General features: G+C 51.2%; 25 protein-coding genes. 13 read left to right on the forward strand and 12 right to left on the reverse strand.

The features are described from left to right. Positions 1 to 35 precede the first annotated feature (35 nt). The 5 genes from ACO0U8_RS02080 (at position 36) to ACO0U8_RS02100 (ending at position 3616) form a co-directional block, all read left to right on the forward strand. A complete protein-coding gene (locus ACO0U8_RS02080) occupies positions 36 to 509 on the forward strand; it encodes a GNAT family N-acetyltransferase (protein ID WP_421670184.1) in 474 nt (157 codons plus the stop codon). Positions 510 to 1098: 589 nt separating this feature from the next. Beyond that, positions 1099 to 1797 carry a hypothetical protein gene (locus ACO0U8_RS02085; protein WP_421670185.1) on the forward strand — a complete coding sequence of 233 codons (699 nt, stop codon included), beginning with the start codon at positions 1099 to 1101 and terminating at the stop codon, positions 1795 to 1797. 10 nt (positions 1798 to 1807) lie between these two features. Beyond that, positions 1808 to 2557: an abortive infection family protein gene (locus ACO0U8_RS02090; RefSeq protein ID WP_421670186.1), complete on the forward strand. Its 750-nt coding sequence runs from the start codon at positions 1808 to 1810 to the stop codon at positions 2555 to 2557. 509 nt (positions 2558 to 3066) lie between these two features. Continuing rightward, positions 3067 to 3288, forward strand: coding sequence for a hypothetical protein (locus tag ACO0U8_RS02095; protein WP_421670187.1), 222 nt, complete (start codon positions 3067 to 3069; stop codon positions 3286 to 3288). Between the two features lie 61 nt (positions 3289 to 3349). Further along, a complete protein-coding gene (locus ACO0U8_RS02100) occupies positions 3350 to 3616 on the forward strand; it encodes a hypothetical protein (RefSeq protein WP_421670188.1) in 267 nt (88 codons plus the stop codon). 707 nt (positions 3617 to 4323) lie between these two features. Here the strand turns inward: ACO0U8_RS02100 and ACO0U8_RS02105 are convergent. Together ACO0U8_RS02105 and ACO0U8_RS02110 are read right to left on the reverse strand one after the other, a co-directional pair. Then, entirely contained in the window at positions 4324 to 4857 is a 534-nt protein-coding gene (locus tag ACO0U8_RS02105) for a hypothetical protein (RefSeq protein WP_421670189.1), read from the reverse strand. 147 nt (positions 4858 to 5004) lie between these two features. Beyond that, positions 5005 to 5364: a DUF4440 domain-containing protein gene (locus tag ACO0U8_RS02110; RefSeq protein ID WP_421670190.1), complete on the reverse strand. Its 360-nt coding sequence runs from the start codon at positions 5362 to 5364 to the stop codon at positions 5005 to 5007. Positions 5365 to 5568: 204 nt separating this feature from the next. Here ACO0U8_RS02110 and ACO0U8_RS02115 point away from each other — a divergent pair, with 204 nt between their 5' ends. Continuing rightward, positions 5569 to 6033: a GNAT family N-acetyltransferase gene (locus ACO0U8_RS02115; RefSeq protein ID WP_421670191.1), complete on the forward strand. Its 465-nt coding sequence runs from the start codon at positions 5569 to 5571 to the stop codon at positions 6031 to 6033. Positions 6034 to 6191: 158 nt separating this feature from the next. On the opposite strand, the gene hemB is transcribed toward ACO0U8_RS02115, so the two are convergent. The 3 genes from hemB to ACO0U8_RS02130 form a co-directional block, all read right to left on the reverse strand. Next, positions 6192 to 7166 (reverse strand): porphobilinogen synthase, encoded by a 975-nt coding sequence (gene hemB / locus ACO0U8_RS02120; protein ID WP_056780997.1) that lies wholly within the window; start codon positions 7164 to 7166, stop codon positions 6192 to 6194. Positions 7167 to 7377: 211 nt separating this feature from the next. Next, positions 7378 to 9477: a peptidase domain-containing ABC transporter gene (locus ACO0U8_RS02125; protein WP_421670192.1), complete on the reverse strand. Its 2100-nt coding sequence runs from the start codon at positions 9475 to 9477 to the stop codon at positions 7378 to 7380. After that, the gene (locus ACO0U8_RS02130; protein ID WP_421670193.1) at positions 9464 to 10750 is read right to left on the reverse strand and encodes an HlyD family secretion protein; all 1287 of its coding nucleotides are present in this window, start codon (positions 10748 to 10750) and stop codon (positions 9464 to 9466) included. The genes ACO0U8_RS02125 and ACO0U8_RS02130 overlap by 14 nt, the downstream gene beginning before the upstream one ends. A gap of 421 nt (positions 10751 to 11171) precedes the next feature. On the opposite strand from ACO0U8_RS02130, the gene ACO0U8_RS02135 reads away from it, so the two are divergent. Further along, complete coding sequence (locus ACO0U8_RS02135; protein ID WP_056781007.1) at positions 11172 to 11363, forward strand: hypothetical protein; 192 nt, start codon at positions 11172 to 11174, stop codon at positions 11361 to 11363. 100 nt (positions 11364 to 11463) lie between these two features. On the opposite strand, the gene ACO0U8_RS02140 is transcribed toward ACO0U8_RS02135, so the two are convergent. From ACO0U8_RS02140 to pspA, 6 genes are all read right to left on the reverse strand, one after another. After that, entirely contained in the window at positions 11464 to 12531 is a 1068-nt protein-coding gene (locus tag ACO0U8_RS02140) for a YcjF family protein (RefSeq protein ID WP_122095569.1), read from the reverse strand. Next, positions 12528 to 13925: a YcjX family protein gene (locus tag ACO0U8_RS02145; RefSeq protein ID WP_421670194.1), complete on the reverse strand. Its 1398-nt coding sequence runs from the start codon at positions 13923 to 13925 to the stop codon at positions 12528 to 12530. Before ACO0U8_RS02145 ends, ACO0U8_RS02140 begins: the two co-directional genes overlap by 4 nt. Then, complete coding sequence (locus tag ACO0U8_RS02150) at positions 13900 to 14151, reverse strand: phage shock protein PspD (RefSeq protein WP_056773717.1); 252 nt, start codon at positions 14149 to 14151, stop codon at positions 13900 to 13902. The genes ACO0U8_RS02145 and ACO0U8_RS02150 overlap by 26 nt, the downstream gene beginning before the upstream one ends. A gap of 71 nt (positions 14152 to 14222) precedes the next feature. Then, entirely contained in the window at positions 14223 to 14582 is a 360-nt protein-coding gene (gene pspC / locus ACO0U8_RS02155; protein WP_136377376.1) for an envelope stress response membrane protein PspC, read from the reverse strand. Next, positions 14582 to 14809 (reverse strand): envelope stress response membrane protein PspB, encoded by a 228-nt coding sequence (pspB, locus tag ACO0U8_RS02160; RefSeq protein WP_056773709.1) that lies wholly within the window; start codon positions 14807 to 14809, stop codon positions 14582 to 14584. The genes pspC and pspB overlap by 1 nt, the downstream gene beginning before the upstream one ends. A gap of 96 nt (positions 14810 to 14905) precedes the next feature. Continuing rightward, the gene (gene pspA / locus ACO0U8_RS02165; RefSeq protein WP_421670195.1) at positions 14906 to 15577 is read right to left on the reverse strand and encodes a phage shock protein PspA; all 672 of its coding nucleotides are present in this window, start codon (positions 15575 to 15577) and stop codon (positions 14906 to 14908) included. Between the two features lie 233 nt (positions 15578 to 15810). Between pspA and pspF the strand changes: the two genes are divergently transcribed. Then, positions 15811 to 16815, forward strand: a complete 1005-nt coding sequence (gene pspF / locus ACO0U8_RS02170) for a phage shock protein operon transcriptional activator (protein ID WP_421670196.1) — start codon at positions 15811 to 15813, stop codon at positions 16813 to 16815. Between the two features lie 225 nt (positions 16816 to 17040). Here pspF and zigA read toward each other — a convergent pair whose 3' ends face one another. Beyond that, a complete protein-coding gene (gene zigA, locus ACO0U8_RS02175) occupies positions 17041 to 18228 on the reverse strand; it encodes a zinc metallochaperone GTPase ZigA (RefSeq protein ID WP_421670197.1) in 1188 nt (395 codons plus the stop codon). Between the two features lie 218 nt (positions 18229 to 18446). On the opposite strand from zigA, the gene sapA reads away from it, so the two are divergent. From sapA to sapF, 5 genes are read left to right on the forward strand one after another with little or no spacing between them, the layout of a single operon-like run. Beyond that, a complete protein-coding gene (sapA, locus tag ACO0U8_RS02180) occupies positions 18447 to 20111 on the forward strand; it encodes an ABC transporter substrate-binding protein SapA (protein WP_421670198.1) in 1665 nt (554 codons plus the stop codon). Beyond that, positions 20108 to 21073: a putrescine export ABC transporter permease SapB gene (sapB, locus tag ACO0U8_RS02185; RefSeq protein WP_056773694.1), complete on the forward strand. Its 966-nt coding sequence runs from the start codon at positions 20108 to 20110 to the stop codon at positions 21071 to 21073. The genes sapA and sapB overlap by 4 nt, the downstream gene beginning before the upstream one ends. Further along, the gene (gene sapC, locus ACO0U8_RS02190) at positions 21060 to 21950 is read left to right on the forward strand and encodes a putrescine export ABC transporter permease SapC (RefSeq protein ID WP_122095575.1); all 891 of its coding nucleotides are present in this window, start codon (positions 21060 to 21062) and stop codon (positions 21948 to 21950) included. Before sapB ends, sapC begins: the two co-directional genes overlap by 14 nt. Continuing rightward, positions 21950 to 22942, forward strand: coding sequence for a putrescine export ABC transporter ATP-binding protein SapD (gene sapD, locus ACO0U8_RS02195; RefSeq protein WP_056773685.1), 993 nt, complete (start codon positions 21950 to 21952; stop codon positions 22940 to 22942). Before sapC ends, sapD begins: the two co-directional genes overlap by 1 nt. Next, positions 22942 to 23757: a putrescine export ABC transporter ATP-binding protein SapF gene (gene sapF, locus ACO0U8_RS02200; protein ID WP_056773684.1), complete on the forward strand. Its 816-nt coding sequence runs from the start codon at positions 22942 to 22944 to the stop codon at positions 23755 to 23757. The genes sapD and sapF overlap by 1 nt, the downstream gene beginning before the upstream one ends. Positions 23758 to 23855: the final 98 nt, after the last annotated feature.

Consider the following 23855-nt stretch of genomic DNA (forward strand, 5'->3'; position numbering starts at 1 on the left):
ATAAGGTGAGATTTCCCTAAATCTTCCGGGCAGGAATGAAAGTGAGCATTTCAGAGAAACATGAATGGCAAAAGGATATGTACCTGGTAAGCACAGACACAGAAAAATTGGATGTAGCGGCTATACACCGGTATCTGACCAGGTCTAGCTGGGCTAAAGGTATTGATCTGGATATTGTCTCTGCATCAATAGAAAACAGCCTTAACTTTGGCGTTTATCATAATGAAATCCAGATAGGTTTCGCTCGTCTGATAACGGACTATGCGACATTCGCCTACCTTTGCGATGTCTATGTGCTTGAAGAGTATCAGGGAGAAGGGCTTGGAAGATGGGTGATGGAATGCATACACCTTCACCCTGTGTTTGAAAAGCTACGCAGAATAATGTTGTTCACAACAACAGCTCCCTGGCTTTATGAAAAGCTTGGGTATGAGCCCGTAAATCGCGAAAACTATGCATGGACCATTACCCGGCCTGATATTTATACCCATGGGAATAAACCGGGCTGACAAACACTCACCTTCCGCTCCCCGTTGACTTATTTACGCCTGTTTTTGCAAGGGCTGCATGGGCACGAAGCAGCCAGAGGCAAAGCCAAGGGCTGCTTTGAGCGAGGAGCGGATGTTCAGAACAGTCATCGCCATTGATAATGCTCTACTGGGGTCAGTTTGGAGATCGGAAATTTTTGTACGTTAAGCACATTATTTAAGCAAACCAGATACGTAATGGATTGATTTAGCGTCAGTGGCTATCGCTTTTATGTTATCGCTCTAGTTTTATCGCATTTAGGCTATCCGATTAAGGCCAAATCCCCTGAAAACGCTGTATAGCGCGGGAGTACACCCTACTGCGACAACGTAGCCTGTTCACATAACAGGCTTAGCGTACAATAATTTCCGATCTCCAAACTGCCCCCTTAAACAAAGCTTGCCGTTACCAGATACTAATCGCTGTGCTCCCATTACCTAAGCGTGGTTTTACATTACGGGGCGTCAAGCACCATTCACAGAATGGTGGTAATAATTGTAAAGAATTAACTGAATGTGCAAAATAAACTCTGGTATGATGCAGAGCATCAAAATAAATAGGAAAATTAATATGCTTCAGTGGCTTAACACACACGTAGGTACTGATTGGGCTACGTATCAGGGCTGGATTCTTGGTATTGCAGGGGTTGCTCTGACTATTTATGGTTATTATCGTGCAACACCAGCTCTCAATGATAAAACCAGGAATACAAAAATAAAACAAACAGCAAAACATGTTCAGGGGGCGTTAAGCCTGGCTGGACGCGATGTGAACAATATTACGAATAATAATTATGATAGTGTGGATGAAAACGCATTACTTTTAAAAATAAAGCATGACCATGATTTAAAAATCATAGAAGAAATACTGATATTACTTCCTTATGAAGAAACAATTGAGCAGGCTGATCTAAGTTATCTTGTCGGAATGTTGTTAAAGTTTTCCCAAAATTTGGAGGGTGCTGAAAAGTATAAGGATGAAAAATATCGCCTCTTTAATGCCTCTGTTAATGATTCGAAAAATGCGTTTATTGATTCGGTTGAATCATTTGTTAATAGTTATTTAGGCTTTCTTTCTGTTGATCATATTGAAAAAGAACCGCACAGGTTAGATTTACCTTATGACTGGAGGAACAAAGGTGAGGAGAGCGAAAAAAAATATCGTCAGCATCAGAGTAATATGCGAGAAACGTCCGGCTTGATGATAGAACGCTATAAAGATTTTGTAAAAACGTTTAAAGAACAAGATTTTATCACTAATAAACTATAAGGAATTTTGTATGAGTGCCAAAATACTGGACATTGGGTCAAGAATAAAACTGGCGAAAATTCTAAGTGATAATTTCAATGAAGGTGATTGGGTTGAGCTTTTTCTTCTATGTAATTGCAAGGATGTTCCAGAAGGGATTAATAATTTTTGGAGACATGTACACTGGAATAATCCTGAGATTAAAGGTGTTTGCATAGAGGCCATTAATAGTGTTTTAGACAAAGACTCAGGAAATATTTTAAATATATGGGAGATGGATCGTGTCCAGCGCAACATAAAAATAAAAGATGAGAATTTATATTATGAAATAGAGTCCATCATTAAAGATGACTCACATAAAAGAGTGTCTTCATCACCCAAAAAAAATACCAATGAAAACATATACAAAGCGCTTGAAGATGCAGAAATTTTAATTGAACAGCAAGGTCCACAGCATGCTTATGACCGAATGCACACCGCTTTGCACGGTACTCTTAAGCAAATATGTTCTAATAATAATATAGATGTTAAAGGCGATGAAACTATACAAGGGTTGTTAAGCTTAATAAATACTCATTTAAAAACAACACAAGATTCAGAAAGAAACATTGATGTTTTTCATATGCTGAGGTCAGCGATATCTATTCTGAAAACAATAAATGAACTGCGTAACCACAATAGTTTGGCGCATCCGGGAGCTATGTTACTCAATGAAGCTGATGCAAAGTTCGCCATTAATCTTGTACGATCAATAATGAGCTATGTTGATGATTTAATTTAATTCCATAGTGAAATTAAGGCTTAAACAGATTAATTAGCTCAACTGCCAGCCGGAAAAAACCCCTTGAACGTTGACGATACACAACATTTATTTATACTGTATATATTTACAGATCTATTGTGGGTGGTGGCTCTTATGGGCGGTAAAAATTTAACCTATCAGATTGTATATAGAGGATATTTTCTCGAAATAATGCATCCAAGCCAATATGTATCCTTTCAGCGTGCTAAAGAGTGTGGTGGGGGCTACTGGCTCGGACGAACCTATCAAGATTGCTTTTGGTTTGAATCTGGCATCCCACAACCCACCTAACTAAGAGAAGGCATCATGTATATCAACCAGGTGGAGAAAGTACTCACTAATATCACTGCTTTTGATGATGATTTCACGCTGTCTTAAACGGGGTTTTAAGTCAAATCGTTGTCGTTGTGATTGGAGTCATTAGGCAGTAGCAAGTTTGATGCCTTCAGCCATAAATATTATATTAATAAAAAACATTGAGGTTAACTATGAGTATTAGCAATGATATATGGCAATCAATCCAAAATGGCGATTTAGAGCCATTCTGTCAGTCCGGATTCCCCCAAGAGCAAGTATTCCTCTTTAATTTTTGGGATTTCTACGTTCTGAGCGGAAATGCTGAATGGGAAGACTATCGACCTGCATTAAATGTGCTGGTAGATCAGGCGCTTCTTATTGTAAGTGCTAACGGTTGGTACAACTTCGCTTAGCCCTTTGGCGTCTAAATTGTTTAGTAACAAACGGAATCCTATCTACTGGAGAACAGAAGCCATGCACATAAGCGTTACAAAACAGGAAGTACATCAGCATAAGAAAAATATCAGACGTGATGATCTGAAAGGGTTAACCTGCTTTATGCAAATGGAAAAGGGTGTACGCGTAACGGCATCTTTAGATCATCAGACAATTGTCAGCGATGTTTTAGGCGCACCTGACAGCCACGAACATCATCAACTACCCTCCTATTGGAGTTGGGATAATGTGGACGCGGTGAAGTTAGTCGATGTGCTTTACGCAGTCGCTACGGCTGAAGCATAGAGTCGGTAGAAATACTGGGGGTTCAAACTTAGAACCCTATTCATAGGAGTCCGCTTAGAAAAGGGAAAATATCCTACGTTAAGCCTGTTTTATAACCAAGCATGACAGGCTGCATTGAGCGACCAGCAGACGTTCGAAATTGACTCCTCATGGATATTGCTAACAATGCCGTGTGTCAATCAGTTGGGATCAAGTTATTGTTCTATATGAAATCTTCCAGACGCTATATAAAACCTGACTAGCAGTGAGTGATTAATTATGAATACTTGCGAAGAGCGATTTGAAATTTGGGCTGATACTATAGGCTTCGACTTACTCAAAATTGAAGAAAAGTATGACGACCCGGCCACTGGCAATTCATGGGAGTGCTGGAAAACAGCATGGGCTGAAAGTGAGATTTGGGGTGTAAAGCCTACCATTTAGTTAGCAAATCCGCTTATAACTCTCACGTGTAGCAGTAAAAGCCATAAAGGCAGCAATGAGCGAGGAACGGACTTTTGTCTATGTATGAAGAGAGAAGGAGATAGCAGATCGTCTGAAAGCAGAGGAAATAAGTCCAGAGCGTGGCGGCGAACTAAATCATAGAGTGGTCATGAATACGAAAAGTCGCCTGATGAAGTGGGGCTACTTGGACTAATTTTCGGATATGGTTAAGTGATATCCCGGCTATCAACCGGGAATTGATTTATGCTTTCGCACCTACATTATCAACGTTCGTAAATTGTCCCGTTCGGGCGCATGTACATACCATCACTCAGATAAACGTCTTCGCCATCCTCAACACATAGGTCAGAATAAATATCGACCATGCCACGTTCGACAATATTCGTCGAAATCCCATGAGCATCGAAGAGCTCAAAGAAGCGAGTGACCCATTCCTCGTTAACCTCATCTTGTATTGTTTTGCCGTGATCTATAGTAATGGAAAACATGGAGATGCAATTATTCTGAAAGCGGTCTACTTTATTCTCAGGTTGATGATGATTTTCTTGGGCTAAGGTCTCAGCGACCAAAAAAAGGAGCTTCTGGTTTACTGGCAGCTTGTATCCGATAGTCAAACCACCCCCTATCCGAATTCTCTCTTCGGGCCTCGTTGGTGTCTGCACTTCAAAAGAATTACCATCATCATTTTGAGCTAAAAAGCGGATGAAAACCGTGTCTCCCCGGACTAACATCCAATCCTTTCCATGTTTTGGTTTCATTGCTTTAACTATCTGCGGTTGTAATGCTGACATGCTCATGGTGTTAGATACCGAAAAGAAAAACATGAAAGAGATTATACCGACTAGAGTGTTTTTTTATAGCTCCGCTACTCTTGGCGAGCATCACAGAAAATGACGCTTCAAGCCAACGTCTGCATCTGGCAAGAAGCAGCCCTCCATCTTTCCCTATTCCAGGCTTCCAGGCTCTGGGGTTCCCTGATGAAAAACCAGCCTCCAATGCCTGCTATCAGAACACTCCCAACATGAAGTACGAAGGGAAGCCCTGGTACCCTCCGGATGAATTGTCCGGTAATACAATATGGCAAAATCATCCCTGATGCTGATGAGCCGGAAGTCGCTGCTGAGAATAGCCGGGGCACCTTGTTCGGCGGTAAGAGAATCTATCGTCTCCTGCCGATTCACCCTTACACCTGATCGTGTGATTTCCGTGAACTCAGGGTGAAGTATCTGTTCAAGCCATTTCCGATCGTTCCTTTTGGCACCCTGAAGGGTGCATTCGAGCGATGTAAGCTTTTCCAGCAACATGGCGTTCCTCCTCGTTAAATTCTGACAGTCGCGCTTATTACTTTAATCATTTTATGGCGCTTCGCTAAAATGATTTAAACGTAACCAGGGCTTCTGATACAAAGCCGCCAGTATGCAGACACAAAAGATCCACGGACGTCCAGTTTGTAAAGAACAGGACCTGAGAGTGTCTGGATTATCCGCGCTGAATACAAAGAGAGACGCATGAATATTCTTATCGCGAAAATCACTCCGGACAACAACGGTTTTTTGGCGTTAAAAGAGGAGAGCATGGCTGCTGGATTTAACATGCTACGCAGACTTGAAGAAAACTGGCTCAACGGGCAGAACCGCTTTGATAAACCCGGTGAGAATTTGTTAGGTTTTTACGCTGACGGATTACTGATTGCCGTATGCGGATTAAACCAAGATCCTTACATGCCTTCAGTCCGGGCCGGACGACTCCGTCATCTCTATGTAGGAATCGAGTGGAGAAGAATGCGGGCTGGTATCACTCTGCTCAAAACAATACTGGAAGGTTCTGAGCGCTGGTTTGATTTTATCAATACTAACGCGCCTCAGTCAGCATTCAGCTTCTATGAAGGTGCTGGCTTTATTCCACTGGCAGATGCCGGTAACGTTACCCACCGCCTCTACATGAACACATATCAATTTCATCCTCTGAACTGATGCAGGTTGATTGAGACACCATGTTGTTCATCACGTTCGTTTAGCGCGAACGAACGCTGCAAGCAGGAGGCAGACGCTTCTTCGTGAACATCATTCCGCTGCGCTGACATAAAAAAACCGGGCTTTTGCCCGGTTTTCGTTTGCAGCATGTGCAGAAATTACAACCCGTTTTCGGCAATATCCATGGCGAAATACGTCAGGATAATGTCTGCGCCTGCACGTTTGATCGCACCCAGGCTTTCACGCACCACGGCACGCTCGTCGATGGCACCGGCCTGCGCCGCGAATTTGATCATCGCGTATTCGCCGCTGACCTGATACGCCGCCAGTGGCAGACGGGAGGCTTCGCGGATGTCGCGGATAATATCGAGATAGGCACCGGCAGGTTTCACCATCAGCGCGTCGGCGCCTTCCTGTTCATCGAGCAGGGATTCGCGCACCGCTTCGCGGCGGTTCATCGGGTTCATCTGATATTGTTTGCGGTTGCCTTTCAGCACGCTGCCGCCCGCTTCTCGGAAAGGTCCGTAGAGCGAAGACGCGAATTTGGTGGAGTACGCCATGATCGAGGTGTCGATGAAGCCAGCTTCGTCCAGAGCGCTGCGGATAGCCTGCACCTGACCATCCTGTGCAGCGGAAGGCGCGATGAAATCTGCGCCAGCGGCGGCGGCCACCACGGCTTGTCTGCCGAGGTTTTTCAGCGTCGCATCGTTATCTACGCCGTGATCGTGCAGGACGCCACAGTGGCCGTGCGAAGTGTATTCGCAGAAGCAGGTGTCAGACATGACAATCATTTCAGGCACGGTGTCTTTGCAGATGCGCGCCATACGGGCAACCAGACCGTTTTCGTTCCAGGTATCGCTGCCGGTGGCATCCATATGATGCGAAATCCCGAAGGTCATGACGGAGCGGATACCGGCGCGGGCATAACGTTCAATTTCAAACGCCAGACGGGATTCGGGGATACGTTGCACACCGGGCATGGCTTCGATAGGTACGTATTCAGAAGACTCTTCCTCTACGAAAATCGGCAGCACCAAATCGTTGACGCTAAATTCAGTTTCCTGAAAAAGTGTACGCAGGGATTCGGACTGTCTCAGGCGGCGAAGGCGTGAGCTCGGGAACTGATTCGACATGAAAACTCCTAAAAATTAATCTGTTGCGCTGAAATTTTTAAAAACAGGAGCGCAGACAGTTCAGACGGCAGGAGGCATGGCAGCGCCGTCAGACGATGAAGCCCGCATTTTATAATAACTTTTAAACAAATGATGAACTTTCCGTGAGGAGATGTAACAGAGGCCGCATTTTTGGCAAGGCGATCCCGGATAAGGGATCGCCTGACGCACACTAACCCAGCCTGATTTCGCGATCGGCAGAGGCAATGGTCGAAGGCCGGTGCGCGATAAATATTCGCGTGATATCCAGTTCGCTGATGGCCTGATTAATGTGCATTTCGTTGTCCAGATCCAGATGGCTGGTGGCCTCATCAAGGAACAGAATAGCCGGACGGCGGTAAAGCGCACGTGCGATCAGCACGCGCTGTTTCTGACCGCCGGACAGGCTGCCGCCCAGTTCGCTTATCAGCGTTTCATAGCCCATCGGCATGCGTTCAATATCATCATGGATATTGCAACGGCGGGCGCAATCGATGATGCGCGCGTCGTCTTTCTGCTCGTCAAAACTGGCGATGTTCTCGGCGATGGATCCGGCGAACAGCGTATCATCCTGTAACACACAGGCGATGCAGCTGCGGTAATTGTTCAGACCGGCGGTGGTGATGTCCATGCCGTTGATCAGAATGCGGCCTTCGGTTGGCGTCAGTAAACCGGTCATGATTTTCATCAGCGTGGTTTTGCCCTGCCCGGACGGCCCGGTGATCGCCACACTCTCCCCCGCTGCCACCGACAGATTCAGCCCGTTAATCAGCGGCGCGGTCAGGCCATCGTACTGAAACACCAGATCGCGCACATCCAGCGACGCCGCCTCGCCCGCCCGCAACAACTCACGTTCCGGCAGCGATTTTTCGGTGTCGGTCAGCGCGATATCCGCGATGCGGTCACGGTGCAGCGACAGCATTTTCAGCTGTAACATCAGATTCAGCAGATTGGCCGCTCGTTCTGAAAACTGCCCGCGATAGGTGTTGAACGCCACAAACATGCCGAGCGTCATGTGGCCGTCGATCACTTGCGTGGCGCCCAGCCACAGCAGCGCCACCTGATCCAGCGTGGCGATCAGCGTATTACCGCCGGTAAACATCATTTCAAACTTGGTTTTACGCACCGTCGCATTGGCGTTATCAATGTTCAGATTCAGCCAGAAATTGGCGCGCGCTTTCGATAAACCGAGCGCTTTCAGCGTGCTGATGCCGTAGAGCGTTTCCATAAAGTGCGAACCGGCGCGCGCGCCTTTGACGATTTGTTCCTCCGAAACCTGACGATACGCGTTGTACGTTGCCAGACGGAAAACGACGTACACCGCCGTGAAGCCGAGGATCACCCAAATCAGCCAGCCGCCGTACAACACCATCATCACTATCAGCCCCACCGACATAATGCCGTCGATAATACTGTTCACCACGTTGGTGGTCAGCGTGGTACGCAGCGTGTCGAGCGAGGTAAAGCGAGACTGAATGTCGCCGAGTTTGCGCTTCTCAAAATAGTCGAGCGGCAGTTTCATCAGATGATCGAACAGCCGCGCTTTCCACTGCACGTCAATCAGCGTACTCATCACCAGCGAGGTCCAGGCGCGCAGCATGCTGACGCCGGTGCGGAAAATGATAAAGAACAGCAGGCCGAGGCAAATCAGCGTCAGTAAATCCGGGTCTTTCGCCGGGATCACGTGGTCCATCACCAGCTGCATCCCCACCGGCAGCAACAGATTGACGGATTCAATCATCAGCGACAGGCAGAAGATTTTGGTCAGCGCCGGAATAAGCCCGCTGACGTTACCCATCATTTTGCGCAGATTGAGACGCACACGCGGTTTTTCAGAGGTAAAACCATTGTCCGGCCACAGCTCGAGCGCCACGCCGGTGAAATGCTCGGAAACTTCGCGCAGCCCCAGTGAACGGCGGCCAAACGCGGGATCGTGAATAATCACCTTGCCCTGTTTAACGCCGACCAGCACCACAAAATGGTTGAGATCCCAGTGTAAAATACAGGGCGTTTTCAGCGCGTTAAGTTCGTCGATGTCCAGCTTCAGTGCGCGGGATTTCATCTCATTCGCCGCCGCGATATCCATCAGCGTGCGCAGCGTCGCACCGCGTGACGAAATGCCGTGGCGCTGGCGCAGACTCTGTAGATCAACGTGTTTACCGTGATAACCAAACACCATCGCCAGACTCGCCAGCCCGCACTCGGCGGCTTCAGTCTGGATAATCTGCGGCACACGCTGGCGCCAGCTAAAGTGCAGGCGGTCAGCCAGCTCCCGTACATTATCGAGATTCATTGATCGGCCCCACCACGCTTTTCTTCATGCTGTAATACGGAGACAACATCCACTGATATAGCGGCCTTTTCTCCAGGAATAATGTCGATTCGGCTTTCATGCCGCTGGATAAATTCAGCGTCTCGCCGTGCCAGTCCATCGCTTTTTTATCCAGTGACACAATCACTTTGTAATACGGCCCGCTGACCGTGCCGCTGGCGTTTCGCGGCGCGCTGGCGTAGGAATTCAGTTCCTGCTCCGAAACCGGCGCAGAGGAAATCGATTCCACCTTGCCGGGGAACTGGCCATATTTTTCAAACGGATAGGCTTCATAACGAATATTGATGTGCTCGCCCGCTTTCACGTAAGGCACGCTTTCATTGGGCAACCAGGCAACGAGAAAGAACGGGGAATTGCTGGCAGGTACCAGCTGCGCGAGGCTGTCCCCGGCATTGACCATCTGGCCAGGCGTGACGCTCAGCGAGGAGATTTTGCCGGAGGTTGGCGCCGTGATCAGCAACGAACCTCTGGCATCGGCCTGCGCCAGCTGACGTTCAAGATCATTACGCTGATAGCCGTACTGCGAAATCTGGTTATCGAACTCGGCGGCGCGCGTCACCAGTTCGCTGCGCAGATTGGTGATTTGCAACGCTTCCTGAATCGCCTGGGTGTTCAGGCTCTGGAATGACGTTTGTTGCTGATAAAACAGATAGCGCTGATTATTCAGCTGATCGGTATTGATAAGCCCCTTCTTCTGATACGCACCGTAGTTCTGCATGCTTTTCTTCATCGCATCCAGTCCTTCCTGCGCGGAATCCACCATGCTTTGTGAAACCTGATGGGCTTTCTCATATTGCGCTAACTGCTGTTGCAGGTTTTGCAGCGTTTCCTGCTTATTGCGTTGAAGTTGCGCGACGATGGCATCAATTTGCTCGCGCTGTTTTTTAATCGCGGCGAGCGTGGTGGTGCTGACGTTGCCCGCCTGCGTCACCCGGCTGACGTCAATTTCATACAGCGGCTGACCTTTTTTAACCGGTTTACCGGTATCGACATACAGTTCAGTGATCACGCCCTGCTCGGGGCTGAATAAGTTAATGCTGTGCGGCTGGGTGATAATTTCACCACTGACATTTATCCGTCGGGTGTAATTTGTGAAGATTAGGAATATGAGTAAGGAAATAAGAAAAACAGCGGTCAGTGATGTCACAATCCATAGGGGCCAGCCGGCGAGTAATAACGCTTTACCCGTCCAGTGATTTTGCTGATGTTCATTGACCTCTTTGCGAAAGAGCATATTTTTTGTTCCGGAAAAACAGGCTGTAAAAACAGAATCTTTGAAAGATAGCAGCCAGAAAACCTCCTGCCACCGCGATTACTCTGAAACATCGCTGGCCGGTATTTCCGTATGGAGACAGTCACGCGGTAATATTAATTTACTTTCTGTAGTAAAAATAATATCTCTCAGTCACCCGGTTATTTTTTATACGCCAAATGAATAAATCAGATAAACTTAAGTATTAATTTACATTAAAAACAATAAGTTAAACTTAAACACCCACTTAGGAGATTATTCCTAGTCAAATTCTTCTCCGGGTGCTCTAGGCTTATTCCCTGTGAAGACATTGCGTAGAAATTATCTCCATAGCATTACTCAATGTTTTCATCGCCCCCGGAATATCGGGGACTGGCTTTAACAGATAAGAGGATGACCTAAGATGAAACAATTAACAGAACGTGATATTGAAATGGTTAATGGTGCGGGTTGGTCGGAAGATGTGAATAAAGTGGCCGACCGCTTGTCAAACTTTGGTCAGGACGCGGTAAGTGATACCGGTAATGCGGTGAACAAAGCGTATTCACAAATTTCCGACGGTCTTGCTAAAGCACAGAACTATCTGACAACCTAGTTTACAGTCTTTAAAGGTTAATCAGAGTTATACCAGCCCCCATTAATTTGGGGGCTTTTTTTTGTCGCAGATTTACTGATTTACTTATGACAAATAAACGTCAGACACCCGCCCTGGTTTTATCGCTCTTCACCATGCTGTTTTTCAGCTTGCCGATGAGCTCACGGCGGAAATCGCCGAGTTTTGGTTTATCCCCTTCCAGCCACGGCAGCGGGCGGCAGAGTTCCATGGTTTTTATGCCCAGACGCGCGGTCAGCAATCCGGCACCGATACCTTGCGCCGCACGGGCAGACAGGCGCGCCGCCAGGTCCTGCGACATCCAGTCCATCCCCACTTCGCGCACCAGTTCGGACGCCCCGGCGAAGGCCATATTCAGCAGCACCAGACGGAATAAACGGATGCGGCTGTAATAACCCAGTTCGATGCCGTACAGCACAGCGATGCGGTTGACCAGACGCAGGTTGCGCCAGGCGATAAACGCCATATCCACCAGCGCCAGCGGGCTGACGGCAATCATCAGCGCCGATTCCGCCGCTGAATGGCTGATTTCGCGTCGCGCCTGCGCATCGAGCACCGGCTGAACTAACCGCGCGTAAAGCTCGACCACTTCACGGTCATTCTGGGTTTCATGCAGCGACGCCTGCCAGCGTTGTAATGCCGGATGACTGTTATCGAGCCCCGCCTGCGCCGCCAGTTTTTCGCAGAAAGCCCGCCCCTGCCCCAGTCCGTGACTGTGCATTAACTCACGTGCCTTATCGCGCTCGTCGGCACGCTGCCGCAGGCGGTATAAGCGCCGCCATTCGGTGGCGATTGAGCCGACACCCGCGAGGATAATCAGCCCGCCTGCCGTGCAGGCACCGAGTGCCACCCAGTCCTGTTGGATCCAGGCCTGATGTACCCATTGAACGCCCTGCGCCACCACGCTGATCCCCAGCACCGCCACGCCCAGACGCACCAGTTTACTCCACACGCTGCGGCGCGGTTTGAGTGCGCGGCTGAGTACCGCTTCGGCCTCGCCCTCTTCCTGTTGTTCATCCGTTTCGGTGGTGACCGGAATGAAGCGCTCTGAAGCGAATTCGTCAAATGCCAGCGCCGGTTTGATCACCGGTTCGGCCGGGGCTTTTAATTCCGTTTCAAAATCGATACGCGGTTTTAAAGGTTCGCTCATCGCATTTTATCTCCCAGTAAAAACTCCATCACCGCATCCAGACGAATGTGCGGCAACGGCTGATCCACGCTCATTTCGCGCGGACGAAACTCGTCAAAATGGAAACCTTGTTTTTGCCAGAACGCGTGCCCCGGCAGGCGCGCCGGCACTTCGCCGGGGAAAACGGTCAGCGGCGCGCCGTCCTGCAAACGGTGACCTTTCAGCGCAGGCAAACTTTGCCCCTGATATTCCACCAGGCCGGTTTCCGTCGCCTGAACAGAAGCCAGTCCGGCGCAATCCATGCTGATGCCTTCGAACGCCGCGTTCTGCCACGCTTCCTGCACCAGTTGCTGTAACAACGACACCAGATTGGCGTGCTGATCGCCGGTGATGTGATCGGCTTTGGTGGCGGCGAACATCAGTTTGTCGATGCAGGGATTAAACAGGCGGCGGAACAGCGTGCGTTTACCGTAGTGGAAACTTTGCATCAGCTGAGTCAGCGCGAGGCGCATGTCATTGAACGCCTGCGGCCCGCTGTTGAGCGGTTGCAGGCAATCGACCAGCACAATCTGGCGGTCAAATTTCACAAAGTGATCTTTATAGAAGCCTTTCACGATGTGCTGACAGTAGTAGTCGAACCGCGCGCGCAGCATGCCGAGATTGCTGTTTTTATCTGCCTGCGCCAGTTGCGCGTCGGTATAGCGGTTCAGTTCAGGCCACGGGAAAAATTGCAGTGCGGGCGCACCGGCCATATCGCCCGGCAGAACAAAACGCCCCGGCTGGATAAAGTGCAAACCTTCGGTTTTGCAGCGCACCAGATAGTCGGTATACGCCTGTGCAATCGCGCCCAGCAGATTTTCATCCGCCGGCGCCAGCGGATCGCATTGTTCGCACAGCGTCAGCCACGGCTTCGCCCATTCTGCGCGATCGCCCTGTAACAGCCCCGCCATCTGGCGTGACCAGTCGAGATACTGTTGCTCGATCATCGGTAAATCCAGCAGCCATTCGCCGGGATAATCGACAATTTCCAGATATAACGTGGAGGTATCTTTGAAGTGACGCAGCAGGGAGTCGTTGGAGCGGTAACGCAGTGCGAGGCGGATTTCGCTGACGCCACGGGTTGGCGTTGGCCATGCAGGCGGCGTGCCGAAAAGCGACGCCAGCCCTTCATCATAGGCGAAGCGCGAGACGCCCAGATCACGCTGGGGTACGCGTTTCACGCCCAGCAGTCGCTCCTCGCGGGCAGCCGAAAACAGCGGTAAACGTGCGCCACTGTGCATGTGTAAAAGCTGGTTAACGAAGGCGGTAATAAATGCGGTTTTTCCGCTGCGGCTTAAACCGGTGACGGCCAGCCGCAGATGCCTGTCCATGCCGCGATTGATCAGTGAATTAAACTCGTTTTGTAGTCTTTTCATTGCTCTCCCTGGCGTAGCGCCCAAACAGCGCGGTCAAAATACGTTTGAATAACGGTTCTAATAATAGTGCTAAAACGTAACGAACGGGTCCTTTTGCTACCACGCCCAGCACGCGCGCCGCCAGCCCGGCAGGGCCAAAAGTCAGCGCCAGCGTCACGATCACGCCGAAAATTTTCTTTAACAGGCTGCTTTTACCCGGCAGCGAGGAATGCAGATAACGGGTCATAAAGATTCCTTAAGCGGGGACGTGAAAAGGAGGTGGCAACCGGCGCGACGTCCGGCGGCCAGAAGCGTTATTTACAGCTGACGGAAACGGCTGCGTACGCCGAAGGTTTCCGAGGTGACGTAGCGTTCAACCTGACGCAAGCGCTGTTCGCTGGCTTTCAGCTCACGATCGGCCTCCTGCAGCAACGTCCGTGGCGAGGGTGCCGCTTCACCGTCGAACTCACTGGCGGGTACCGGATCCAGCACGTAACTGAGAATGATGTAAGCCACCACGGTGAACATAAACAGGCCGAAGAAAATCGACAGCACCGCCATGATCCGCAGCAGTTTTACCGGTACGCCCAGGTAGTGCGCCAGACCGGCAAGGACGCCTTTTATCACGCCCTCTTCCGGTACGCGGTAGAGTTTTCGTTCTGACATTCGGCTCGTCATTATGATTGCCTCCAGCCCGGATGTTCGGAATCCAGAATTTCTTCCAGCGCCTGAATACGTTCACGCATGCGCTGCGCATCTTGCGTCAGGCTGGAGAGATTTTGCATCTCATGCTGACTGAGCTGAGTGCCATTTTGCTGGCGATTGCTGTAGTGAAGCCACAACCACACGGGCGCCACGAATAAAACGAAAATGGTCAGCGGAATAGCTAAAAACAGGAAGCTCATTGTCTCTCCTTATGAGTCTTTTTTGTGCCGGTTAAGGCGTTTGTCCTGCAATGTGAACCCGCCCGCAGGCAGGTTCATCAACGGTGCAATGCGCAATTATGCGTCCTGGCTACCGTTCATTTTAGCTTTCAGGGCAGCGATCTGTGCGCTGATTTCATCGTCGGCTTTCAGTTCGGCGAATTCCTGATCCAGTGATTTCTTTTTGCCAATACCGACCGTTTCAGCCTCGGCTTCCATGTGATCGATGCGGCGTTCAAACTGCTCAAAACGCGCCATCGCTTCATCAATTTTACCGCTGTCCAGCTGACGGCGAACGTCCCGGGAAGATGACGCGGCCTGATGGCGCAGAGTCAGCACCTGCTGACGGGCACGGGTTTCGGTCAGTTTGCTTTCCAGCTCGCCAATTTCTGACTTCATGCGATCCAGCGTTTCTTCCACGACGGTCACTTCGTTTTTCAGCACAATGACCAGATCGGAGAGTTTCTGTTTTTCAATCAGCGCAGCACGCGCCAGATCGTCTTTTCCTTTACGCAGCGCCAGCTCGGCTTTGTCCTGCCATTCGGCCTGCTGAGACTCGCCCTGATCGATGCGGCGGATCAGCTGTTTCTTTTCTGCCAGCGCACGGGCAGAGGTCGAACGTAACTCAACCAGTGTGTCTTCCATTTCCTGAATCATCAGACGAACCAGTTTTTGCGGATCTTCAGCTTTATCCAGCAGCGTGTTGATGTTGGCGTTAATGATGTCAGCGAAGCGAGAAAAAATACCCATAATCGAAATTCCTCTTTGATTCTGTTTGGTTTCCGGCCAAATGATTACCGGTCAAATCCGCAGGAAATTTTTCAGCTGCGGCGATAAACCTATATCAGGATCCGTGCCAACTTTTTAAAATCTTTATCTTCATGAATAAATTGAATTTTTTAATGACGACTCTGCTATGCTTATTTTTCAAGATGATGATTTTCACTAAGTGTTAGTGTGTTTCACCACGCAAGGAAGACCAAATGACGGATAACACAGACAATTTACTTGGCGAAGCCAACGCCTTCATCGAAGTGCTGGAACAGGTGTCACAACTGGCAAAGCTGAACAAACCGGTTCTGGTCACCGGCGAACGCGGCAGCGGTAAAGAACTGATCGCGCATCGTCTGCATTATCTGTCCCCGCGCTGGCAGGGGCCGTTCATTTCTCTTAACTGTGCGGCACTGAATGAAAACCTGCTGGATTCCGAGTTGTTCGGCCACGAGGCTGGCGCATTTACCGGTGCGCAGAAACGCCATCTGGGCCGCTTTGAGCGCGCCGACGGCGGAACGCTGTTCCTCGATGAGCTGGCGACCGCGCCGATGCTGGTGCAGGAAAAACTGCTGCGCGTGATTGAATACGGTCATCTGGAGCGCGTCGGCGGCAGCCAGCCGTTGCAGGTGGATGTGCGGCTGGTGTGCGCAACGAATGATGATTTACCCGCGCTGGCTGAAGCAGGAAAATTCCGCGCCGACCTGCTCGACCGTCTGGCTTTCGACGTGGTTCAGTTGCCGCCCCTGCGTGAGCGCCAGCAGGACATCATGTTACTGGCCGAACATTTCGCCATTCAGATGTGCCGCGAACTCTCACTGCCGTTGTTTCCCGGTTTCACTGAACATGCGCATGACACGCTGATGCGTTATCGCTGGCCGGGAAATATCCGGGAGCTCAAAAACGTCGTCGAACGCTCGATGTACCGCCACGGCACCAGCGAGTTTCCGCTCGACAACATTATTCTCAATCCTTTCGCACAACGCACCGCTTCGGAAAAGCCGGAGACGCCCGCTGATAACACGGCGCTGCCGGCCTTACCGCTGGATTTAAAACAATGGGTGACCGGTCAGGAAAAAAATCTGATCGAGCAGGCACTGCGGCAGGCACGTTTCAACCAGCGCAAGGCGGCTGAATTACTGAACGTCACTTATCATCAGTTACGCGGCATGTTGAAGAAGCATGGAATACAGGTAAATGCGCAGGAAAGTGACTGAATTTCAGACAAAAAAAAGCCAGCACCCGAGCTGGCTAAGTCATTCTGGAAGCAATGTGAGCAATGTCGTACCTCGCGATTAATGCCCCTGGCGGGACACCTCTCGTCCGGTGAAAAGAATGATAATGGTTCTCAGTATCGTCTGTAAAGCACTTTGTTGAGAATTTTTCTCATTACCACAGCGTCATTATGGCTACTTATTGAACAACCTTAGCCTCCTTAAGGATTACCATTCGGGGAACGGATCGGCCATTGCCATCCAGTTATCGATGCCCTCTGCCATCTGTTCTTCACTTAACAGGCACGCATCCAGCTGGCGGATAATCTCCACCTTATCGAGATGCTGACCAATAAACACCAGCTCCTGGCGCATGTCGCCGAACGGTTCCACCCATTTCTCCATGATCTGCTCGCGCGTTTCCTCATCCTGCGGCCAGTCGCTCTCCGGCAGGGCGCGCCAGAAAATACCCGCCATGCCGTAGTGGGCAATTCCCCCCGCCTGACTCCACTGCCCGGCGAATCGTGGCCGCGTCGCCAGCCAGAAAAAGCCTTTTGAACGCAGCAGATTGCCACCGCCCCAGTCGCCGTGCACCACGCGGTAAAACTTATCCGGATCAAACGGCCTGCGGGCGCTGTAAACAAAGCTGCTGATGCCATATTCCTCAGTCTCCGGCGTGTGCTCGCCACGCAGCTCTTTCAGCCAGCCGGGTGCCCGCTGCGCTTTGGCAAAATCGAAACGCCCCGTATTCAGCACGCTTTCCAGCGGCAAACTGCCCGGCGAAATCGGAAGTATATGCGCGTCCGGATTGAGGCTTTTCAGCAACGCGATAACTTCCCGCTGCTGCTGACTGTCGAGCATGTCGGTTTTACTCACCAGCAGAACGTCGCAAAACTCTATCTGGTCGATCAGCAAATCGGTCACGCTGCGGTTATCCTCCTCACCCAGACTTTCGCCTGCCTCCTGCACGCTGCGCGCTTCCTGATATTGCTGCATAAAATTGACGCCATCGACCACGGTGACCAGGGTATCCAGCCGGGCAAACTGCGACAAACTTTCGCCGTTTTCATCTTCAAAAGTGAAGGTTTCCGCTACCGGCAGCGGCTCCGAGATACCGCTCGACTCAATCAGCAGATAGTCAAACCGCCCCGCCTGCGCCAGTTCGCGCACCGAAATCAGCAGATCTTCGCGCAGCGTGCAGCAGATGCAGCCATTGCTCATTTCCACCAGTTTTTCCTGCTGGCGGTCGAGGGTAATTTCGTTGGCGACCAGCGCGGCATCGATATTCACTTCGCTCATGTCGTTGACGATCACCGCCACGCGCATGCCCTGCCGGTTATTAAGAATGTGATTAAGTACGGTGGTTTTGCCCGCGCCAAGAAAACCGGACAGCACGGTAACGGGAAGTAAGGACATCGTTAACCTCTTATCGAAGGAGAGCGCAGGAATACTTCGCCTGCGATTATTGTTATATTATAACATAACAATATCAATCCAACTTCAAGGGTTTTATTTTTATCCGCATAAAATTTGCGCGATGTGCCGCAGGAATACGCGGTGTTTCGCGCAATGGATTGGGGTAGCTCGCAGAGTACGGTACACTTAAGGCATTGCACCTTAACTTTGAAGCCTTTATGCATCGTCTAACCTTGTGGATGCTTTTACTGAGCGGTTTGTCCACAGCAGTGTTTGCTGAGACTGCCCCAACACCCGCCAGCGCGCCGGTCATCACTGCGCCGGTGAAAGATATTCGCCAGAGTGGCTTTGTCTATTGTGTCAACGGCATGATCAATACGTTTAACCCGCAGAAAGCCAGCAGCGGGCTGATCATTGATACGCTCGCAGCACAATTGTATGACCGCCTGCTGGATGTTGACCCCTACACCTATCGTCTCATCCCTGAGCTGGCGCAGAGCTGGGAAGTTCTTGACGGCGGCGCGACGTACCGCTTCCATCTGCGTAAAGACGTGCCTTTCCAGCAGACAGGCTGGTTCGCGCCTTCCCGCAAAATGAATGCCGATGACGTGGTCTTCAGCTTCCAGCGCATCATTGATCCGAACAATCACTATCACGGCGTCAACGGTGAAGATTATCCCTACTTCGACAGCCTGCAATTCGCCAAAACCATCAAAAGCATCAAAAAAATTGACGACGCAACGGTTGAGTTTCGCCTGAACAATCCGGACGCCTCTTTCCTCTGGCACCTGGCGACGCACTACGCACCGGTGCTGTCTGCGGAATATGCCGCCAGTCTGCAAAAAGCCGGCAATGAAGAAGAGATCGACCGCCAGCCGGTTGGCACCGGTCCGTTCCAGCTCGGTGAATACCGTACCGGACAGTACGTGCGTCTGATGCGTAACGGGCAATACTGGAAAGGCAAACCGCGCATGGCGCAGGTGGTGATCGATATGGGCGTTGGCGGCACCGGGCGTTTATCCAAACTCCTGACCGGTGAATGCGACGTGCTGGCCTATCCTGCCGCCAGCCAGCTGTCGATTCTGCGTGAAGATCCGCGTTTGCGCCTGTCGCTGCGCCCCGGTATGAACGTGGCGTATCTGGCCTTCAATACGAATAAAGCACCGCTTAACGATCCGCGGATCCGCCAGGCGGTTGCGTTATCCATTAACAATCAACGCCTGATGCAGTCGATCTATTACGGCACAGCCGAAACCGCTGCCTCTATTTTGCCGCGCGCGTCGTGGGCGTATGACAGCAACGCGCAGGTGACGGAATACAATCCGAAGAAAGCGCAGAAAATCCTCAAAGATTTAGGGCAGGAAAAGCTGACCCTGCATTTATGGGTGCCGACCGCCTCGCAGTCGTTTAACCCGAGCCCGCTTAAAACCGCCGAACTGTTACAGGCAGACCTTGCACAGGTGGGGATTAAAGTGATCATCGTGCCGGTCGAGGGACGTTTTCAGGAAGCTAAGCTGATGGAGATGAATCACGATCTGACCCTGACCGGCTGGTCTACCGACAGTAATGACCCCGACAGTTTCTTCAGGCCGATGCTCAGTTGTGCGGCGATCCCTTCACAGACCAACTATGCTCACTGGTGTGACCCGGCGTTTGATGAACTGCTGCGTCAGGGCCTGCTTTCCCAGCAGCTTTCGCAACGCATTGAGTTTTATCAGCAGGCGCAAAAAATTCTTGAGCAGCAACTCCCGGTGCTGCCACTGGCCTCTTCCCTGCGCCTTCAGGCTTACCGTTATGACATCAAAGGGCTGGTTTTGAGCCCGTTCGGCAACTCTTCGTTTGCAGGTGTCTTTCGCGATGACGAAGGAAGGAAAGCACCATGATCATCTTCACGTTACGTCGCGTTCTTTTGCTGCTGGTTACGCTGTTTTTTCTCAGCCTGGTGGCCTTCAGCCTGAGCTATTTCACCCCAAACGCACCGCTGCGCGGGGCGTCATTATGGGATGCCTACCATTTTTACTTCACCAGCTTATGCCAGCTGGACTTTGGCGTTTCCAGCATTAACGGTGAAAGCATCCGCTACCAGCTCAGAGCGGTGTTCCCGGCGACCATGGAACTATGTGTGCTGGCCTTTGCCCTGGCATTGCTGGTCGGCATTCCGTTCGGCATTCTCGCAGGCGTAATGCGCGGAAAATGGCCGGACATCGCGATCAGCAGTCTCGCCCTGCTCGGCTTCTCGATCCCCGTATTCTGGCTGGCCGTGTTGCTGATGCTGTTCTTCTCGCTACAGCTTGGCTGGCTGCCAGTGTCCGGACGGCTGGATCTGTTGTATGAGTTGAAAACCGTCACCGGCCTGACGCTTATCGACGCCTGGTTGTCTGATTCTCCGTATCGTCATGAAATGATTGTCAGTGCCATTCGTCATATGGTTTTACCGATCGCCGCGCTGGCGGTGGCGCCCACCACAGAAGTGGTCCGTCTGATGCGGATTTCAACCGACGAGATCCTGACAAAAAACTATGTGAAAGCCGCCGCGACGCGGGGATTATCACGCTTCACGATTATCCGCCGCCATGTGCTGCACAATGCATTGCCGCCGATCATTCCCAAACTCGGTTTACAATTCTCCACCATGCTGACGCTGGCGATGATCACTGAAGTGGTCTTTAACTGGCCGGGCATCGGGCGCTGGCTGATTAATGCCATCCGTCAGCAGGATTACGCGGCGATCTCCGCCGGCGTGATGGTGGTCGGATCGCTGGTCATTGTGGTTAACGTGTTCTCAGACATTCTGGGTGCGCTGATGAATCCATTGAAACATAAGGAATGGTATGCCCTTCGATAACGTATACCGCGAAAAACAGGTACCCAGCCCGCTGCGTCATACGTGGGGAATTTTCTATCGCGACACATTGTCGATGATTGGTTTCTACGGCGTTATCGGGTTGCTGTTCCTGTGTGTTTTCGGGCACTTTCTGGCTCCTTACGCGCTGGATCAGCAATTTTTAGGGTATCAGCTACTGCCGCCATCCTGGTCACGCTACGGCAATGTCTCTTTCTTCCTCGGCACTGATGATCTGGGGCGTGATTTACTGAGCCGCATCCTCACCGGGGCGGCACCGACCATCGGCGGTGCGCTGGTGATTACGCTGGCGGCCTCTCTGTGCGGCGTGATTATCGGTGTTCTGGCGGGGATCTCCCGCGGGCTGAAATCCGCCATTCTTAACCATATTCTCGACACGCTTTTATCCATTCCTTCTTTATTGCTGGCGATTGTTGTGGTGGCTTTTATCGGCCCTAAACTCGAGCACGCAATGCTGGCCGTCTGGCTGGCGCTGTTGCCGCGTATTTCCCGCACCATTTACAGCGCGGTGCATGATGAGCTGGAGAAAGAGTACGTTGTCGCCGTGCGCCTCGACGGTGCCTCGACCTGGCAAATTCTGCGTTACGCGGTGCTGCCCAACATTGTGGCCGTACTGGCGACCGAGTTTACCCGCGCGCTGTCGATGGCAATTCTGGATATCGCCGCGCTCGGTTTTCTCGATTTGGGCGCGCAGCTGCCTTCGCCGGAATGGGGTGCCATGCTCGGTGATTCGCTCGAACTGGTGTACGTCGCGCCGTGGACAGTGATGCTGCCGGGGGCCGCTATTCTTATCAGCGTATTGCTGATTAACCTGCTGGGTGACGGTGTGCGTCGGGCGATCAATGCGGGAGTGGAATAATGCCATTACTTGATATCCGCAATCTGACCATCGAATTTATGACCTCAGAAGGGCCGGTTAAAGCCGTCGACCGCGTCAGCATGACGCTCAGCGCCGGGGAAATCCGCGGCCTGGTGGGAGAATCGGGTTCCGGTAAAAGCCTGATCGCCAAAGCCATCTGTGGCGTGACCAAAGATAACTGGCGCGTAACGGCTGACCGGATGCGCTTTGACGATATCGATCTGTTGCAACTGACACCGCGCGAACGCCGCAAGCTGGTGGGGCAGAACGTCTCGATGATTTTTCAGGAGCCGCAATCCTGTCTGGACCCTTCCGAGAATATCGGACGCCAGCTGATTCAGGCTATCCCCGGCTGGACCTATAAAGGCCGCTGGTATCAGCGTTTTCGCTGGCGTAAATACCGGGCCATCGAGCTGCTGCATCGCGTCGGCATCAAAGATCATAAAGACATCATGGCCAGTTATCCTTATGAACTGACTGAAGGTGAATGCCAGAAAGTGATGATTGCCATTGCACTGGCGAATCAGCCACGTTTGCTGATTGCCGATGAGCCGACCAATGCCATGGAGCCGACCACGCAGGCACAGATTTTCCGCCTGCTGGCGCGGCTGAATCAGAACAATAACACCACCATTTTGCTGATAAGCCATGACCTGCAAATGATGAGCAAATGGGCAAACCGCATTAACGTGCTTTACTGCGGGCAGACCGTCGAAAGCGCCACCTGCGAAGATCTGCTGGCCACGCCTCACCACCCTTATACGCAGGCGCTGATCCGCGCGATGCCTGACTTTGGCCGCTCGCTGCCCCACAAAAGTCGTCTGAATACCCTGCCCGGCGCGATCCCTTCGCTTGAGCATCTGCCCATCGGATGCCGTCTGGGGCCGCGCTGCCCTTATGCACAGAAAAAATGCATTGAAACTCCCCGTCTGCGCCTGGCGAAAACCCATGCTTATGCGTGCCACTTTCCGCTGAACATGGAGGAGCAATAATGGCCGAAACTTTCCTCGAAGTGCGTAACCTGAGCAAAACGTTCCGCTATCGCACCGGGCTGTTCAGAAAAATGAATCTTGAGGCGGTAAAACCTGTCAGCTTTACGCTGCGGGAAAAACAGACGCTGGCGATTATCGGCGAAAACGGCTCGGGTAAATCGACGCTGGCGAAAATGCTTTCCGGCATGGTGGAACCGAGCGGCGGTGAGATTCTGATTGACGATCATCCTCTGGCATTTCGTGACTACCGTTTTCGCAGCCAGCAAATCCGCATGATTTTTCAGGATCCGAGCACATCACTCAATCCGCGTCAGCGTATCGGCCAGTTACTTGAAGCCCCGCTGCGCCTGAACAGCGAAATGGATGCCCAGCAACGGGAGCAGCGCATTAACCAGACGTTACGTCTGGTGGGGATGCTGCCAGACCATGCTAACTATTATCCGCATATGCTGGCCTCCGGGCAAAAGCAGAGCGTCGCCCTCGCCCGCGCGTTGATCCTGCAACCTAAAGTCATTGTGGCCGATGAAGCCCTGGCATCGCTGGATATGTCGATGCGATCGCAAGTTATCAACATGATGCTCGAATTACAGGAAAAACAGGGGATCTCGTATATCTACGTGACACAGCATCTCGGCATGATGAAACACATCAGCGATCAGGTGTTGGTGATGCATGAAGGGGAAGTGGTTGAGCGTGGTAATACCGCGGAAGTGCTGGCAGCACCGCTGCACGATCTCACAAAGCGACTGATTTCCAGCCACTTTGGTGAAGCGCTGACCGCCGACGCCTGGCGTCGTGACGGAAACGGACGCTGATAAATCTCATCATGCGTGTTTCTAAAAAACGGTGTCAGGTATCTGATGCCGTTTTTTTTAGCCATTGCGGTACAAATATTCGTCATAAATAGATTTAG

Origin of the sequence: Rahnella sp. EDr1-12, assembly GCF_049206505.1 — a bacterium.
Lineage (GTDB): Bacteria > Pseudomonadota > Gammaproteobacteria > Enterobacterales > Enterobacteriaceae > Rahnella > Rahnella rivi.

What these genes read in the sequence shown, in the direction of transcription:
- ACO0U8_RS02080 (WP_421670184.1), top strand. Translation starts at nt 36, where the DNA reads ATGAAAGTGAGCATTTCAGAGAAACATGAATGGCAAAAGGATATGTAC.
- ACO0U8_RS02085 (WP_421670185.1), top strand. Translation starts at nt 1,099, where the DNA reads ATGCTTCAGTGGCTTAACACACACGTAGGTACTGATTGGGCTACGTAT.
- ACO0U8_RS02090 (WP_421670186.1), top strand. Translation starts at nt 1,808, where the DNA reads ATGAGTGCCAAAATACTGGACATTGGGTCAAGAATAAAACTGGCGAAA.
- ACO0U8_RS02095 (WP_421670187.1), top strand. Translation starts at nt 3,067, where the DNA reads ATGAGTATTAGCAATGATATATGGCAATCAATCCAAAATGGCGATTTA.
- ACO0U8_RS02100 (WP_421670188.1), top strand. Translation starts at nt 3,350, where the DNA reads ATGCACATAAGCGTTACAAAACAGGAAGTACATCAGCATAAGAAAAAT.
- ACO0U8_RS02105 (WP_421670189.1), bottom strand. Translation starts at nt 4,857, where the DNA reads ATGAGCATGTCAGCATTACAACCGCAGATAGTTAAAGCAATGAAACCA.
- ACO0U8_RS02110 (WP_421670190.1), bottom strand. Translation starts at nt 5,364, where the DNA reads ATGTTGCTGGAAAAGCTTACATCGCTCGAATGCACCCTTCAGGGTGCC.
- ACO0U8_RS02115 (WP_421670191.1), top strand. Translation starts at nt 5,569, where the DNA reads ATGAATATTCTTATCGCGAAAATCACTCCGGACAACAACGGTTTTTTG.
- hemB (WP_056780997.1), bottom strand. Translation starts at nt 7,166, where the DNA reads ATGTCGAATCAGTTCCCGAGCTCACGCCTTCGCCGCCTGAGACAGTCC.
- ACO0U8_RS02125 (WP_421670192.1), bottom strand. Translation starts at nt 9,477, where the DNA reads ATGAATCTCGATAATGTACGGGAGCTGGCTGACCGCCTGCACTTTAGC.
- ACO0U8_RS02130 (WP_421670193.1), bottom strand. Translation starts at nt 10,750, where the DNA reads ATGCTCTTTCGCAAAGAGGTCAATGAACATCAGCAAAATCACTGGACG.
- ACO0U8_RS02135 (WP_056781007.1), top strand. Translation starts at nt 11,172, where the DNA reads ATGAAACAATTAACAGAACGTGATATTGAAATGGTTAATGGTGCGGGT.
- ACO0U8_RS02140 (WP_122095569.1), bottom strand. Translation starts at nt 12,531, where the DNA reads ATGAGCGAACCTTTAAAACCGCGTATCGATTTTGAAACGGAATTAAAA.
- ACO0U8_RS02145 (WP_421670194.1), bottom strand. Translation starts at nt 13,925, where the DNA reads ATGAAAAGACTACAAAACGAGTTTAATTCACTGATCAATCGCGGCATG.
- ACO0U8_RS02150 (WP_056773717.1), bottom strand. Translation starts at nt 14,151, where the DNA reads ATGACCCGTTATCTGCATTCCTCGCTGCCGGGTAAAAGCAGCCTGTTA.
- pspC (WP_136377376.1), bottom strand. Translation starts at nt 14,582, where the DNA reads ATGACGAGCCGAATGTCAGAACGAAAACTCTACCGCGTACCGGAAGAG.
- pspB (WP_056773709.1), bottom strand. Translation starts at nt 14,809, where the DNA reads ATGAGCTTCCTGTTTTTAGCTATTCCGCTGACCATTTTCGTTTTATTC.
- pspA (WP_421670195.1), bottom strand. Translation starts at nt 15,577, where the DNA reads ATGGGTATTTTTTCTCGCTTCGCTGACATCATTAACGCCAACATCAAC.
- pspF (WP_421670196.1), top strand. Translation starts at nt 15,811, where the DNA reads ATGACGGATAACACAGACAATTTACTTGGCGAAGCCAACGCCTTCATC.
- zigA (WP_421670197.1), bottom strand. Translation starts at nt 18,228, where the DNA reads ATGTCCTTACTTCCCGTTACCGTGCTGTCCGGTTTTCTTGGCGCGGGC.
- sapA (WP_421670198.1), top strand. Translation starts at nt 18,447, where the DNA reads ATGCATCGTCTAACCTTGTGGATGCTTTTACTGAGCGGTTTGTCCACA.
- sapB (WP_056773694.1), top strand. Translation starts at nt 20,108, where the DNA reads ATGATCATCTTCACGTTACGTCGCGTTCTTTTGCTGCTGGTTACGCTG.
- sapC (WP_122095575.1), top strand. Translation starts at nt 21,060, where the DNA reads ATGCCCTTCGATAACGTATACCGCGAAAAACAGGTACCCAGCCCGCTG.
- sapD (WP_056773685.1), top strand. Translation starts at nt 21,950, where the DNA reads ATGCCATTACTTGATATCCGCAATCTGACCATCGAATTTATGACCTCA.
- sapF (WP_056773684.1), top strand. Translation starts at nt 22,942, where the DNA reads ATGGCCGAAACTTTCCTCGAAGTGCGTAACCTGAGCAAAACGTTCCGC.